At 60.2% G+C, this 15,193-nt stretch carries 7 protein-coding genes; all 7 read left to right on the plus strand.

Going from position 1 to position 15,193, the window contains the following annotated elements; all coding sequences use genetic code 11:
• Positions 1 to 70 precede the first annotated feature (70 nt).
• The 7 genes from ACI38B_RS01925 (at position 71) to dapB (ending at position 15,092) form a co-directional block, all read left to right on the plus strand.
• Entirely contained in the window at positions 71 to 1,699 is a 1,629-nt protein-coding gene (locus ACI38B_RS01925; protein WP_439729291.1) for a SpaA isopeptide-forming pilin-related protein, read from the plus strand.
• A gap of 51 nt (positions 1,700 to 1,750) precedes the next feature.
• Positions 1,751 to 2,644 carry a class C sortase gene (locus ACI38B_RS01930; protein ID WP_439729292.1) on the plus strand — a complete coding sequence of 298 codons (894 nt, stop codon included), beginning with the start codon at positions 1,751 to 1,753 and terminating at the stop codon, positions 2,642 to 2,644.
• A gap of 175 nt (positions 2,645 to 2,819) precedes the next feature.
• Positions 2,820 to 7,346, plus strand: a complete 4,527-nt coding sequence (locus ACI38B_RS01935) for a PD-(D/E)XK nuclease family protein (RefSeq protein ID WP_439729293.1) — start codon at positions 2,820 to 2,822, stop codon at positions 7,344 to 7,346.
• On the plus strand, positions 7,343 to 11,785 hold the full coding sequence (locus tag ACI38B_RS01940; RefSeq protein WP_439729294.1) for an ATP-dependent DNA helicase: 4,443 nt from the start codon (positions 7,343 to 7,345) through the stop codon (positions 11,783 to 11,785). The genes ACI38B_RS01935 and ACI38B_RS01940 overlap by 4 nt, the downstream gene beginning before the upstream one ends.
• A 143-nt stretch (positions 11,786 to 11,928) precedes the next feature.
• The gene (locus ACI38B_RS01945) at positions 11,929 to 12,852 is read left to right on the plus strand and encodes a GNAT family N-acetyltransferase (RefSeq protein WP_439729295.1); all 924 of its coding nucleotides are present in this window, start codon (positions 11,929 to 11,931) and stop codon (positions 12,850 to 12,852) included.
• Positions 12,853 to 14,238 carry an MFS transporter gene (locus ACI38B_RS01950; RefSeq protein ID WP_439729296.1) on the plus strand — a complete coding sequence of 462 codons (1,386 nt, stop codon included), beginning with the start codon at positions 12,853 to 12,855 and terminating at the stop codon, positions 14,236 to 14,238.
• Positions 14,239 to 14,339: 101 nt separating this feature from the next.
• Positions 14,340 to 15,092 (plus strand): 4-hydroxy-tetrahydrodipicolinate reductase, encoded by a 753-nt coding sequence (gene dapB, locus ACI38B_RS01955; protein WP_439729297.1) that lies wholly within the window; start codon positions 14,340 to 14,342, stop codon positions 15,090 to 15,092.
• Positions 15,093 to 15,193: the final 101 nt, after the last annotated feature.

Below are 15,193 nucleotides of genomic sequence, written 5' to 3' on the forward strand. Positions count from 1 at the left end.
TGGGTAAGACGCAGCGCCAGTAAGGCGTTGCGAAAACACAAGACCATCACAAAGTAGAGAAAGGAAAATTATGAGAAAGATAACCAGTCGATTTGCAGCGGCCATGTTGGCCGTCGCCACGCTCGCCGCATCCGCGGTTATGGCGACGGCACCCGCACGTAAGGCACAAGCTGTGACGAACGCTTGGCCTACTTCGGAGATCGTTGTTCACGGCGCCATGCAGGGCGCGACTTTTACTGCTTACCGCCTACTCAATTCCACGGATGACGGTACGAATTACTCATACACGCTACGTAACGTCCGCGATACCAGCACCAGCGATATCCAGGTGAGTGACAACGATACGAATATTACCAATGTGCTGACGACGGTAACCGGAAAGACGAGTGCGAGCGAAATCTACGATTTGCTGAGAAGCAAGGCTTCAAGCCAACAAGGTCTCAACCAGCAGATGAAGACCATCTACAAGGCAATCAAGGCGAACTCCGCGATCACTCCAGATGCTAACGCGTCCGCCGATACTACCGACGCGCAGAAGCCCGGTGCCTACCAAGCGACGTTCAGCAATATGCCACAAGGCTACTATCTGATTGCACAAACCGACGACAGCAGCGCAGCAGGATCGACCGTCTCCTTGCTGATTGCCAATACTGCGAACAGTACGAATGATAATGCCGGAAACCCCGGTGTCGATGTGGAAGTGAAAACCGATACCATCCAGCTTCTTTCTGCTACCGACAACGGCAATCCAGCCGCGCAATATCATGACGATTTTGCAATCGGTAAGAACTTCACATGGAGTGCCACCGGCACGTTGCCGGCCAACTATTCGCTTTATGATGCCTATAAGTACGCGTTTACTGTGAAGCTTCCTGCTGGTGTCGCCGCTGTTTCAGCTGATAACAATGGCTGCCCTGTGGTCACCGCTTCGGCGGTCAACGACGATAACGAGACGCCGATTGCTTCCGGTGCTTTCACCGTCCAGAAGCTTGCGGACGGAACCGGTTGCACCTATAGTTTCGGCGACCTGAAGACCGCTACAGCTTCAGATACCACAGCCCCGCTCACCATCGCCGCAGGCACCAGCATCCGCCTGAGTATGAAAGCGCACCTCACATCTGGTGCGACTCTCGGCAACAAAGGCAACATCATCAGCTCAAGCGTGAGCTATTCCAGCAATCCACTCGATTCAACCATGACCGGTACTACCGCCCCGAGCACCGCGACGTTGTACACCTACAAGCTGACGATCAACAACATAAACAACGATAACAAAGCGTTGTCAAATGGCGCGAAATATTCGCTCTACAGCTGCGATGACAAGGGCTGCAACACCCAGATCGGCACTGAGACCGAAGTCTCTGGCACCGATGCGTCAGCTGTGTTCAGCGGATTGGACTCCGGCACCTATGAAGTGCGAGAAACCACTGTGCCTGCGGGCTATTCTGCCGCCAGCCCGGTGCACTTTACAGTGACCCCGAACTTCCAGGATGGTACCGTCACCTTGACGAGCGATAACCCTGCAGTCACCACTACGGACGCATCGATGGTCATCCAAATGAAGAACACGTCGAGCGGCGGCCTGCTGCCGTCCACCGGCGGTATCGGCGTGGTCATCATGTATGTGTGCGGAGCGCTGCTGGTCGGTGTTTCGCTTGCTGGCATCATCGTAGCCGCACGTCGTCGTGATCGCGATTAATCTGCTGGTATGACCGATTACGTGACAGAGCCGAACGGCGTTGGAACCGTCTTGTCTGATGAGGACAAGACGGCCCGGCGCCGTTTCGGCATCTATGACGCTGTGATTGCGGCGTTCCTTGTCGTCCTGATTGTGGGATTGGGACTTCTGGCGTACCCGACGGTCAGCGACTGGTGGAACCGTTGGCATCAATCCGCGGCGGTCGCGGGTTACGTGAGCCGCTCCGACCGCCTTTCCACCACGCAACGCAAGCAGGCCATCGATCAGGCGAGAGCCTACAATGCGTGGCTTGCAACGGTGCCCGACCGGTGGCATCCGAGCAGCGAAGACACCCAACGCTACGACAACACGCTGAACGTGACCGGGGATGGGGTGATGGCCTACCTGAGCATTCCGAAAATCCATGTGCAGCTGCCGATTTACCACGGTACGGACCCATCGGTGTTGCAAGTTGGCATCGGGCATCTGCAAAGCTCGTCGCTTCCGGTGGGCGGAGTCTCAACACATGCTGCCATGTCCGGGCATACGGGGTTGCCGTCGGCGACTCTGCTGAGCAATCTTGACAGGCTCAGGAAAGGCGATACTTTCGCCTTCCACGTGCTGGGGGAGACCTACACCTATCAGGTTGACCGCATCGACGTGGTTCTGCCGAGCGATTTGAGCAAACTCACGCTTGACTATGGCAAAGACGAGGCGACACTCATCACGTGCACGCCCTACGGAGTCAACACGCATCGCCTGCTGGTGCGCGGACACCGGATTGCCAACCGTCCCGACCACACGGCGTACGACACGCCGAATACCATGCTTGCGAGGTTGTGCGGCCTTGGAGCAGGGGTCGGCACGCTCGCCGCGGGCTGGTTGGCGCTGCTGATTGCCGGTTGGCGGCGGCGTGGTAAGGAGGGGCCGATTCCGGTGCGGCATAGGGGCACGACGGGACGCTGAGGCGTTGCGCTGGGTTGGTGTTATGCCGGGTCTGGTGCCGCGCTCGGTTTGGTGCCCCACCGGACGTCGGTTGTGCCGGGTTTGACGTCATGCCGGACGTCGGTTGCGGTAGATGTTCCGCTTCGAATCATCGGCGTGTCGCGCACATATGATGGATTTCATAGGAGGTACATCTATGCGAAGCAACACGACGTTCGGCGGGCGCAGCGAAAGCGGGCAGCCCTGCGGTGATTTGGTGCAGGCGTTGCTCGCCGGCACGCTGACGAACAGCTCCGGGAATCCTACCCGGACGTTGGTGGTCTTGGGAGCGCCTTGCAGCGGCAAAACGCAGTTCGCCTATCGCGCGCTGCTTGGGGGCATCCGCGCGTTTGGGGACACACGCGCGGTGATGACCGTATCGGGACGCGTTGCGGCGGATGCATTGGGTAACGAGGCCATTCGTGCGCTCGGGGCGGTTTCTCAGGCCCGTCCGGTGACAACCATGTCGGCACTCGCGTTCAGGGTGATTACGGCAGTGCGGTCGGCCGAGGGCAAGGCGTTGCCGCGTCTGCTCAACGGCGCCGAACAAGATGCGCTGCTGCGTTTGGTGGTTGCCGAGCATATTCAGCATGCCCGTAGTGGAGACGAATGCCCCACATGCGCGCTGTTGCGCGAGTATTTCGCTCAAGATTCCTGGGCAGATATGGTCTGCGATCCTGTATCGCAGCAAGGTGTGCGTGCGGGTGCCAACCCAAGCGGGGTTTCCGGGCGTGGTGCGGCATCGGAATCCACATCGCTGGCGATGTTCACCAAAGGTATCAGCGACGCGTTCATCATCCAGTTGCGCGATATCATCTCCCGCATCAATGAGCTAGGACTGCGTGAGTCAGACGAGCAGCCGCTGATTGGGCGCTTGCACACGATTGCCGGAGCGACGGGGACTTCCGGCGCGGGTATGGGACCGCAGGCGAAACGGCTTGATGTCCAGTGGCGTTTAGCCTTCGCATTGCGGCAGGAATATGCGGCGGCGATTGAGCACAATTATCCGGGGCAATACCGGCTTGACCCGTCCATGCTGCTTGTTGAAGGGGCGCTCGCGGTGCCCTCGTTGAGTGGAGAGGATCTTCCCGAACTCATTGTGGTCGACGACGCGCAGGATTTGACGCTCGCAGGTCTCGCTTTCCTCAAGCAAGCGACCGGTGCCGGTGCACGGTTGCTCATTGTGGACGATCCGGACGAATCAGTGCAGGCGTTCCGCGGGTCGCATCCAGAATATGCGTTGGGGCGTCTGTTGGCGGCGCAGGGCGTATTCCATGCCGCGGTAGGTGCGCTGGACAAGCCTGAGCAGGGTGGGTACCGCAATCTGGTCGCCTCGCGGGTGAGCCTTGACATCGCCTCTGAAGAACAACTCGATATGCCGATTCCGGAACGTCCGTGGAAGAATGCGGTCGTGCCCGGAAGCTATCCGATTGCATCTATCAACACTGAAACGTCGGACGGAAGCATCACTGACCATACCCAGGACGGCAGCGTGGGCACCCGGCTGTATGCTTCGGCGAATGAAGAGCTCGAAGCTGTGGTCGCCGCCATCAAGGCAGAGCATCTCGATCATGGGCGTGCGTGGAATGATATGGCGGTTATTGCGCATGACAACGCGACTGTGCGGGCGTTCGGTGAGAGGCTGCGTCGTGACGGTGTGCCGGTGCGGTACTCGTCGGTGACCACGCCGTTGAAGGACGAACCGTTCGTCCAAGGACTCTTCGCGTTGATTGAACTCGCCCAAGTGCGTCTGCGTGGCACATCCGCCGTCAATGATGCGCGATTCGTTGGAGCTTCTGATGCGGATGCAGCCGGGCGGGACAATATTTCGAGGCTGGCTGCGTTCATCCGTTCCCGTGTGCGCATGGTCATGGGTTCGCCGTTGATTACCGCTCGGCGGAAGAGTGGTAAGTCCCCGGCGCGTATCGAACCCGTGGAGTTGGCCATGCAGTCTCTGGTCTCGCTGTCCACAGTCATACGGCAGCAGACCGCCGGAAAGACAGACCAAACTTCTGATACCGGTAATGCTATGGGTACCGGTCACGTTGAGGGTGTTGAAAATGCCGGTGGGGCTGGTGCAGATTCGGCCGCACAACCTCGGAATGAAGCCCCGTTGCGGTTCTTGGAACAGCAGTGGGGTACGCTGCGAGACGCGCTGACCCAGGCTAGTGAACAAGGCGGTCAGGCATCTCCAGAAGCAACGTCAGACGAGGCGACCGAGCCGCCAGCGTTGACGCTGGACGCGATGTACTTGCTGCTCACTTGCCCGCAGGCAGCCCACGATGCAACGCATGATGAGGGGGAGGAGACCGAAGACGCGTCTGTGCGAGTGTTGGGCGCTTTGAGCTCCATTTCCCGTCATGACGCGGATATTCGCGCATTCGGCAACCTGTGGCGGATTGTGGGCGAGATTGCCTCCGGTATCACCAAGCTTGACGACACCAAGCCGGTGTATGTGTTGAGCCTGGCTTGGGAGCGTTGCCATGTCGCCACCGCATGGCAGACGGCGGCGCTGGTCAATTCGCAGGAGGGGCGTGCCGCCAACGACCGGCTCGACGTGGCGATGCGTCTGTTCGACTACGCTTCCGGCGCAGGCGCAGGAGGCGATATCACCGCCTTCTTCCGCAAGGTGCGCTCGATGCGTATCGAAGCGGATTCGTTGGCCAAAGTCGCGCCGATCGACCAAGCGGTCACGTTGACGACACCGGCGGGTTCGGGCGGCAGACACTGGCCGCTTGTATGGATTGTCGCCATGCAGCAGGATGTATGGCCGAATCTCATGCCGCGCAACACAATGTTCGGCGGCGAAGACCTGGACGACCTCGTATTGCATGGCACGCTGCCATCATTGAACCACGGGGCGCATCGGGACGAACGTCTCACCACAGTGCTCCACAATGAGCAGAAAGGCCTGCTGGTAGCCTTGACACGTGCCTGCGAGCACGTGACGCTCACTGCGGTGCGCTCGGACGATCTCATTCCGTCGGACTTCCTGTTGCGGTATCTTCCTGAACGCTTCGACGGTTCAGATGTCGGCGGGTCTGCTACAGGCGAGACCGCTGGCGGTGATGTTGCAGACGGTGATGTTGCAGGCGGCCAAGGTGCAGGCATGGCCACCGGAGGTGAAACCGCTGTCGCACAGAGTGGAACGGATATGCCGGTTCTGGATGCGCAGCTCGACGCCATGTGCACCGACGTGCGTGGTCTGGTGGCGGCGGCTCGTATCACGCTCGCCCGCAACACCGGCGATACTGAGACTGAACGGCACGCCCGTGAGGACGCGTACAAGACCCTGACCATGCTTAAGGACCACGGAGTGCTGTCGGCAGATCCACGCAACTGGTCCTTCCTCACTGCGGTGCCGAAGGTGCCGGAGGGCAACGGGGAGCATACCGAGCCCGAGACGGATACCCAGATATCGGTACGGCAGCAAGGGGAGCAGACTGGTCAAGGGGAACAACACAACCCCAACGAAGTTAAACTGTCCCCGTCGTCCGTTGACGGTCTGTGGGCGTGCCCGGTGTGCTGGATGATGGACAACCAGTTCGCTGGACCGCGCCCCGGTGGAGTGCAGGCGAGCATTGGTACCATCGTCCACCAGATTGCCCAGGAAGCCAGCCAGGACTGGCATCTTGACGCGCCTGACAACCAGCAGGGGGAAACAGAGGATCAACGAATTGCCGTCATCAGTGATCAGATGATGGCGCGCTATCAGGAATTGCGCGTCGATCCCGCTACGGTCAGCGACCCCGCCGATCGCTACACCCTGCTATACAAAGACGCTCAAGTGAGCACCATGCTGGACAATATCGCCTCATACTTCGTGAAGTCCAATGACCCGGAGTATGGGATACTCAGTGGCGGCAAAGACACGGAACCAATCGAGGTCGGCAAACTCGAGTCAGCTGAATGCGAGAAGGAATTCAACGCCAAGTTCACTTTGAACGACATCGCTGAGGCATACAACAGAGTTAAGAATGTTACCGTACCGGCGACTGCTGCCGAAATCGGCGCAATAATGGGTGCATTAGTCGGCGGATGGCCAGAAGGGATGAGTGAGGATCTGACGATTCGCTTGTCAGGACGCATCGACCGCGAGGAACACCGGAGTGTCAACGGCAATCAAGTCATCAGGCTCATCGACTATAAAACTGGCAACAAACCAGACGTCAAAGGGATTTTCAACGATTTGCAGCTGGTGTGCTACCAGCTGGGGCTGGCCTACCCATCCGAAGGAGCCAGACTCGGCGAAACGAGCCAACCGTTGGTTGCCCAAAGCGAATTGTTCCATGTCAGTGCAAACGCGACTCCCGCGGAAAGCTACGCTCCGGAAACCTTGTACCAGCCCCCGCTCTTTGTCGATGGACATCTCAACGACCATGAGTTCTCCAATCGGTACCACTACCGTGATCCTGAAAAGCTCTACGATTATCCCCACAACGGCGAACGGCCTGCGAAAGTGCGAGAAGAGTTGTGGGAAAACTTTACCGCAATCTCTGCCGGCACCCAGATTGCTTGGGCGTTGGCGATGATTGCCCGGGTGTTCTACGCGGGTGCCGCCATACGGTCCGAACGGATTGCCGCGCATCCGCAGAAGGCGCATCTGGAATATTGCGACGGGAATGGCATTTGCCCGGCGTGCGCAGGGGAAATCAACACGGTGTTCGAAACGAGGAAAGTATGAACGGAATGAAAGCTAAGGGGAACACATTCCAGCCGAGCGACGAGCAGCGGCAAGTCGCCTATGCGCCCGAAAACGATGACGTACTGGTCGTAGCTGGCGCGGGAAGCGGCAAAACCACGACGATGACCGCGCGTGTGAACCACCTCATTGCTTGCGGAGTTCCGCCGGAGCGCATCCTCGGCCTGACCTTCACCAAAAAGGCGGCTGCCGAACTGTCCGAAAAGGTCTCAGGTGGGCTCCAGACCAGCACGAATATGTTGCTCAAGCCCACGGTTATGACCTATGACGCGTTCTTCCAGTCAATCGTCAGACAATACGGGCTTCTAGTCGGATTCGACCAGGATACACAGCCGTTGAGCGATGCAGGAGCCATCCAACTCGCCTCCAACGTCATCGAAGCGCATTTGGACGAACTGTTCGCCGCTTCCGGGCAAGACGGCGACGACGGACAAGACGACGGATCCGACACCGACGAACCGGATGGCACACAGCAAGGCAAGTTCCGCACGCTTGTCGGAAAACTACTCAACCTGTCGCACGCCATCGGTGGAGCCATGATCGGTGGTGACTGCGATTCGGTCGCCGAAGCGGTGCGCCGCATCCGACATTGGGACGACGCATTCATCGAGCGGGTGCAGCACATCGTCGATGCCGATATCAAAGAGCGGAACGCCGTGATTCCGTCCCGGGACCCGCTGGGTGAAGATGAGAAAAAGCGACGCAAAAGAGCAAAGAAAGACACCGATGAAGAGTATGCCGAGAAAGTGAGGAAACAGGAAGAAGAATGGCGTCAGCGACGTGCCGATGCCGCGCTGTTCCACTGCGCGAAGATGCTCGGCGCAACCAAGCAGCGCAATGTCCTGCTCAATCTGGTCGAAGCCTACGAGCAGGCGAAGCGTGAAGCCGGCATGGCTGAATTCAGTGATTTCACTATCGCCGCATACCAACTGGTCAGGCGTTTCCCGTCCATCGGGCAGCAATACCGCCACAGGTACACCCATGTCCTGCTTGACGAATACCAAGATACGTCCACCACGCAGTCAGAACTGATCGCCGCGCTGTTCCACCCTGACGCAGGCGGTTCAATCGCTGATGCCGGCAGATCCGCGGTAACTGCGGTGGGCGATCCATACCAGTCCATCTATGCTTGGCGTGGCGCAAGCCCGGGCGCGCTGCGAATCTTTCAGCGTGCGTTCGATTTGGAACAGCCCGGATTCAAGCCATACCCGATGACCATCAGCCGCAGGAACCCGCGCATGGTATTGCAGATGGCGAACAATCTCACCTTGGGGCTGCGTCGAGCGCACCGCAGGCGGAGCAGCTCGCGGATGTCCGAAGTCGATGTGCTCCCGCTGAACAACAATCCCGACAACACCGAACGTGGCACGGTCGGCGTCCAGGAGTATGCGACACTCGGGCAGGAAATCGACGCCGTCGTGCGATTCGCCGAATTCGCCATCGCGCGCCATACGAATGCCGATCCGGCGGCGGATGCCAAAGAGCGGCCGCATGTTGCCGTGCTGTTCCGCAGCAAACGGCAGATGGCGTACTACGAGCAGGCGTTGCGCGCCAAAGGTTTGAGCGTACAGACCGTTGGATACTCCGCCCTGCTTGAGCGTGCGGACGTACGCGATGTCCTCGCCTTGCTGCGTGTCGCCGCGGATCCCACCGACTCGCAATCGCTGATGCGTCTGCTGGCGACCCCTCGATTCCACATGGAAGCCAGGCAACTGACCGCGCTTGCCCGGTGCGCTGATCAGCGAGACACTGAGCGGCGGTATCAGGCGCTTGTCCAAGCCGGTTACGCCACAGGCGAGGAAACGGCCCGGCAGCGGGCCGAAGTCGTGCGGGAACATCGAGGGCAACTGCCGCATATGGTCTACCTGTCCGATGTGGTCGCCGACACCCATGAACCCGCCGATCTTGCCGGTTGCAAGCTGGACGAGACCGCGGTGGATGCCGTCGTGCGTGCCGGCGGCATCCTGCGCGAGGTGCGACAGGCCATGGGCTTGCCGTTGGAGCATGTGGTTCGCACCGCAATCCGCGCTTTGGATTTGGACGTCGATACCGTGCTCGCCCAGGCATTCGCCGATTCACAGCATTCGGTCAATCCGGCTCTTGCACATGCGCCGGTCGAATCTATTATCGAACTGGTCGGCACCTACACCCAAGAAATCGTGCAAGCCGGTCAGGCGACGCTGCGAGGCTTCATCAGCTGGGTCGATTCGCTGAAAACCGTGGACGACCCGACCGCTGCCGTGCATACGGAGCCGGTCGACGTCGTGCTCATGACAATCCATCAGGCCAAAGGCTTGCAATGGGATGCCGTCGCCGTCGTTGACGTCAACGACAAGACCTTCCCCAGCAACCAAGGCGACTCCCTCAGTGTCAAACCCGCCGACGACGCCAAGACCGTCAGTTCGACGAACGCCGCAGGAGAGTGGGAGCCGCCGGAATACACGGAAAAAGCCAACACATGGCTGACCTGTGCCGATATGGTGCCCGCACCGGTTCGCGCCGATGCAGATATTCTGCCGCGCTTCCCTCATGACGCCGTCCAGGGCGCTGATCCGACCGAAGCTTTCGGCGAATTCGAAGATACGCTCACCCTGGCGGACGAGGAATACGGAACAGGCCGCAATTTGCCGATCGACGGCATGGACTCCATCGATAAGAACAAGCTGTTCCTCACCCAGCGCGAAGAATACGGCCGACGCCTGCATGAAGATGAACGGCGATTGGCGTATGTCGCCGTCACCCGTGCCAAGCACGAGGTCTTCGTCACCGCAACGCAGTCAAGCAGCATCAACATGTGGTCCGAAGACGGAAAAAGCAACACCCGGTCCGTCTTCTGGCAGGAAATGTACGATTCCATGAGGCATTACGCGAAGGCGGAGGGGCTGGAACCGGCGGCGCTGCCCTCATGGGCGGATCGGCGCGAACTCGAATCCGACCAGAACGTAGACCCGAAGGACGGACATCCGCATACGCTCGCATCCGTCGGCCAGTCGCTACCGGATGGTTTCTTCGTCGGCGATGGCGCGCAGGACTTCGAGGACGCGGTCGTGGGACAGGCGTGGACGACTCCTGTGGAGCTAATCCACGAAAAAACGAGCTTGGCGTGGCCGGCGAACTTGAGCGATAAAATCCGCAGAAAGCTCGACGAATCCGCGCAAGAGACACTCGACTGGATGACATCGGCAGAATCCGTGAAGTCTGTGGCGTCTGTGGAATCTGTGGAACCGTCGGAATCCGCGGTATCCGAAGAATCCGGGGAATCGCGGGTATCTACGGCATTGTCGGACTCCACGGAATCGCCGGAATCCAAGCCGAGTGACGCCTCCCAAGGGCACGGGCGAACCGAGCCATGGGATATCAGCGAAATCGACGTGCTGTCGCGCAGGACGCGCGCCCTGCTGAACGATATGGATTTGCAGCCGCAGGAATACCAGCTCTCCACCGTCCCCGACGATCTTGACGACCAAGTGAAGCAGGCCGCCGTGCGTCTGATGGCGAACAGCCGCCGTTCGGTCACTTCCCTGCAGACGCAGGCGGGCCAGACCGACAACCGCAAGTTGCAACAGTATTGGCGCGGTATGATCCGGCCAATTCCGCGTATCGCCTCGCCGAGCGCCGAAGCGGGAACCCTGTTCCATGCTTGGGCCGAGCAGTTCGTGAACGCCTACGATGACAGCGGAATCATCGAAGACACCGATGCTTCCGGCATCGACGGCCAGGCGCCCGACACTGCCGTTCCGGCATCCGCCGCGACCACGCGTGAGGCGATGATCAGCGACCTCAATACTCGCGCTCAGCTGCTGTCCGCTGCAAAGGCTGAAAATCCTGAAGGCTCTGTAGGCGTCGCTGAAGGCTCTGTGGACGCTATTCGAAGCGGTGCCGCCGCTGCAAGCGCTTCCATTGCCGGTTCTTCCCCTGCCGACACAAACGCGAAAGCAGACGCCAGTGCAGCAGCTGGTACCAGCGCGAAAGGTACCGCGCTCGAACGGAAGCTCGTCACCTGGGAACGCCGATTGGTCGCGTCCCGGTGGGCGAAACGTCGCCCCCAAGCCGCTGAGCGCCAAATCGTCATTTCGCTGCCGCAACTGGATGACATCATCGTCCATGGCAAGCTTGACGCGGTCTTCTACGGTGGCCTCGATCCGCAGGACGATACCAAGCGGTTCACGGTCGTCGACTGGAAAACCGGAAGGAAACCGCGCAAACCGAGCGACATCGACGAGAAACTCGCCCAGCTGGACATGTATCGGCTGCTGCTTTCGCGGGTCGAGAACATCCCGTTGGGCTCCATCGACGCCACCCTGTACTATCTGAGTGAGCCCCAAGAGGCTGACCGCGAGCTACATGCGCGCGGGAAAACAGAACAGGATATCCTTGCCGAGTTGAGCTCCGGAATCCCCGAAGAATCTGACAACGACTGACCTGCGCGTGGGCGCGGGCGGCGGTCCACGGACTGGAAAACGCGTCCGTGGACGGTCATGTCAGCGGGGCCGCGACCCTCGAGCAGCATGTGTGGGCGGGCACACGTGCCGGATGCTGAGTTGAAACGAAAGTGAGGAACATCATGGGCGCGATCCGCGACCATATCCACAACGCCAAGGCATCATCTCGTAACCATACCGATGATGCGCGCATCGAGAACCGCAACCGCTCATCTATTCAGCGCTCGCCGCAGGCCGTCGTCCCGTTGCAGACGACCCGAAGCCATGCCAAACCTGCCGTATCTGCCGTGCTCATGCCCGAGACGTCATCGGATGCCGCCGCCACAGGTGGCAACGCTGTTACCTACCGGCCGCTGACGGCAACGGACCTTCCCGCGATCATCGACGAATACGACCAGACATGGGGATTCCGTCCGCTGTCGAAGCGCCGCCCGTTGTCGCAGATGGTCTCAAAACGATTCGTCATGCATTACCTCGAAGGCACCACCCGAGCGGAAGTCGCCGAGCTTGACGGCAAGGTCCTCGGCCTGACTTTCGCACAAGTGGACGGTGAACGCCCGCTGTATCCGCATGCGCAGGAAACACTCGCTGGCATCGACGACCGGCTGCGCGCCGACGACACCGGTTCCGTCGCCCTGCGCGAGACCCTGTACTGGCATCGCGCGGAAAACCGTCTCGAGCGCATCAGCCAAATCGGCAAAGTCACCCAGGCGGAGCTGCGGCTGTTCCTCGTCTCGCCCAAAGCCCGCGGCCATGGCGTGGGCGGAGGTCTGTGGCGGCGCCTGATGGCCTACTTCCAGGCGTGTGGCGTCAAACGCTACTTCCTGCACACGGACAATAGCTGCGATGTCAGCTTCTATGACCATCAAGGCTTGGTATGCAACGCGAAACGCATTGCCGCCGACCATCCGGAAGACCATGTCGAGAAGATGTACGGGCGGATGAACGACCTGTATATCTATTCCGGCGAACCGTCCCGAACCGTACGGCATCGTCGGCGCGGCGGCAATTCCGACGCGGGGCAGCAACCGAAACGGGGTGAGTGATTGGCTACGACGCCATCAAGCGCCGCAACGGTCGATCAGCAAGCCGGTTCGCCGTATCTGCGGCTGTTCCGTTTGCCGGGCGCGAAAGCCTTCTGTATCTCCGGCGCCATCGCGCGTCTGCCGATATCCATGATGAGTCTGGGCATCGTGCTCGCGCTCAACCACCTGTACGACAACTGGACCATCGCCGGAACCATGAGCGCGGTGTATATCCTCGCAGTCTCGGCGGTCACACCGTTCTACGCGCGCTTGTTCGACCGGCTCGGTCAGCGGCGTGTCGGATTCCCGGTACTCGCCTTGCAAGTGGCGAGCATGTTCGTCTTCGCGTTCGCCGCAATGGCCCGCGTGCCGATTGCCGTACTGTTCGTCCTTGCCGTACTCATGGGACTTTGCCAGTTCTCCATCGGCGCGCTCGTGCGCACACGTTGGGCATACGCGTTGCGCGGCAATCCGGACGCGTCGTTGCTGAACACCGCGTACGCCTTGGAAGCCGCAGTCGACGAAATCGTGTTCATTCTCGGGCCGATTCTCGCTGCTTTCCTCGCAACCTCCGTCAGCCCGGTCTCCCAGCTGTTCGTGCCGACTTTCGCGGCCGGAATCGGGGGAGCGGTGTTCTTCTCGTTGCGCAACACCGCGCCGCCCGTTATCGAAGTGGTGGAGGTCAAACCCGCACCTTCCGACGACGCCGACGTGCTGCATGCCGTCAGTCGTGGTCCTGAAACCGGCTCCGGCACGGCCGTCACGCTTGATAGCGGCGGTCTGCGCACCCCGCGCCGCCGCAATCGCAGCGTGCTCACCTATCCGGGTATCGGGCCGTTGCTCGCCGTGTTCGTCGTGTTCAACATCAGCTTCAACGCCTTCGACGTGTCGATGACCGCCGACTACAAGGCGCTCGGCATCGAGAAATTCCTCGGATTGCAGCTCGCCATGTTCGCCCTCGGTTCGTGCATTGGCGCGATCATCTTCGGCACGCGCAAACTCAAAGGTTCAAACTGGTCGCATATGGTGGGCTTCCTGTGCCTGCTGACCTGCGGATACGTGATGTTCCGTCTGAGCATGGATCATCTGATTGTGCTCGGTGTGCTCGAAGTCCTTGCCGGACTGTGCGTGTCGCCGTTGTTCGCGACCGGCAACCTCATCGTCAAGGACATCGTGCCGGAAGGCTCACTGACCGAAGGCCTGTCGTGGGTGACCACCGCCGGAACCGTCGGCACGTCGCTCGGCTCGACCATCGCCGGCGTGGTCGTCGATCATGCCGGTCCGCATGCTGGGCTCATGATCCCGTGGATCGCCACCGCGTGCGCCATACCGATCGCACTGCTCGGATGGAGGCTGTCGCGGCGGGGTAGAGGCAAAGCCGGTAAAGCCGTCGAAGCGTCTCTTTAGATTCATAAGAGTAAGTATTCGTAAGGGTGTATTGATGATATCCGGGCGGTCCGATGCGATTCATGGCATACGGGCCGTCCGGAATCAGGCAAGGAGCGAACATGATCAAGGTTTCCGTCGTCGGCGCCAAGGGACGCATGGGGTCGCACGTGGTCGAAGCGGTGAACGGGGCAGAGGACACGAGCCTTGCGCTTGCGCTCGACGCGGGTGACGACCTTACGCAGATCACCCCCGAAAACACCGATGTCGTCGTCGAATTCACAGTGCCGACCGTCTCGCTGGACAACGTGCTCGCTCTTGTCGCCCAAGGCGTCAACGTGGTTGTCGGCACAACTGGATGGACCGACGAGAAACTCGACCAGGTCCGTGCCGCGCTCGCCAAGGCTCCACGCGAAAACCAGAGCGTGTTTATCGCCCCGAATTTCGCGATTTCCGCGGTGCTGGCGGACTATTTCGCGAAGGTCGCGGCACCCTATTTCGAATCCGCTGAGGTAATCGAACTGCATCATCCGAATAAGGTGGATGCGCCTTCCGGCACGGCGATCCACACCGCGCACGCCATCGCCGAAGCGCGGAAGGATGCCGGTCTTGGCGCTGTCCCGGACAATACGCAGACCGACGGCGGCTCGCGCGGCCAGGTGATTGACGGCATCCACGTGCATGCGGTGCGTCTGCGCGGCCTCAACGCCCATGAGGAGGTCCTGTTCGGCAACGCCGGCGAGCAGCTGACGATTCGCGCCGACAGCTTCGACCGCTTCTCCTTCATGCCCGGCGTCCTGCTCGCCGTGCGCAAGATTGCGTCCGGCAACTACCCCGGTCTCACCATCGGCCTAGACCACTTCCTCAACCTCTAACCTCACTTCCCTCCTTCTACCGACGCTGAGACCGTCCTGAGCGTCGGTAGAAGGTTGCGTTTCTGTTTCTGCCGACGCTGAGCACCGTCTGAGTGTCGGTG

Source organism: Bifidobacterium sp. (assembly GCF_051876855.1).
Taxonomy (GTDB): domain Bacteria; phylum Actinomycetota; class Actinomycetes; order Actinomycetales; family Bifidobacteriaceae; genus Bifidobacterium.